General features: G+C 55.3%; 1 protein-coding gene. It reads right to left on the bottom strand.

Going from position 1 to position 1,132, the window contains the following annotated elements:
- Window positions 1-33 precede the first annotated feature (33 nt).
- Window positions 34-1,132, bottom strand: a 1,099-nt coding sequence (locus AC1RMF_RS26580; protein WP_493145556.1) for a hypothetical protein, incomplete at its 5' end; no start/stop codon positions are given.

The following is a 1,132-nucleotide window of genomic DNA, read 5'->3' as shown; positions in this document are numbered from 1 at the left end:
GCTCGTGCTCCCACCTTGGGACATTGCACTGTTTCAAGTTCGCCTCTTTCGATAGCGATGTACGGAGGTCGCCGCTTTGGCCGCCACTAATTCTTCGAGCTCCAAACAGACCACATTGCATTTAATATGCCGAGCTCCGATAGATAAAACGCTCTCTGCTTCCTTAAGAAAACTTCTCACGGCTTCTTGCGGATGCAACATCCAGTGCATTTCAAACGCCAGCCACTTGCCCGACAACAGCAGCTCGATGGAGTGAGATATGGAATCAAAGGCATATTGGAGCGTAACTCTCTTCTCCTCTTTCGAAATCTCCTCCAGCATCTGCCGCAGCCGGTAACTACGTTGCGCCTTGTGGCCAAAGCGAATCGCGTCATGCAGATACATGGGGGCATGACACACAGTGTGACCGTGGGCGCCCTGCGAAAACATCTCTGGTTTGCGTTTTGTCAGTGCATCAACCCCGAGATGCAGGTAGCTCTGCAAGGCTTCTTGCACGCCCGCTTCTTGAAGTCTGCGTGGTGCCTGAGGATTGCCCACCTCTACGCCCAGGAAATACGCCACTCGCCAGGGCGGCTCACTGGAGCTGCGTAGCTCCATGGGCTTCAACGGCGGTGTCAGCCTCGGGGCGCCAAGGACGAGCTGCTGCAGATGATCGTGCAGATGGCGCGCAGGTGCTGTGTACAGTTCCTTGGCACTGTAGAGACACGCGTCCAGGTGCACTTCCCTTGCCCCCACAGATTGGCGAATTCCTGCCGCCAGCGCGTCCAGGTGTTCCTTATCGCCAGCGTTCAGTCGGTAGTAGCGGTGATGTTGCATGTGCCAATTCATTGCCAGCGGAACCGCAATTGCACTCCAAAGCGCATCCGTTCTATAGAAGACCTGGCTGCAATGGTTGATCGTGGCGTTGAGCAAGTCCGCTTCAGCATTGTCGAGTTCACCCAGTACACGCGCAATGACATCGAGCGTTCCCCTGCCCAAAAGCTCAAATGAGACAAACTCTCTTAACTTGGACTCCAAATCCCTGTCTGGGTGCCCGACCTTCTGCGGTCTTTGTACCAAGGCCGCCAGAGATGCCACCTGGTGGTTGAGAATGTCTTGCCTTCGCATTGCTATTCCCCTGCCTGCATGGGCA

The organism is Rhodoferax sp. GW822-FHT04A08, assembly GCF_058801025.1.
Note: the sequence above shows the minus strand (reverse complement) of the source record. Positions and strands in the feature narration are given on the sequence as shown.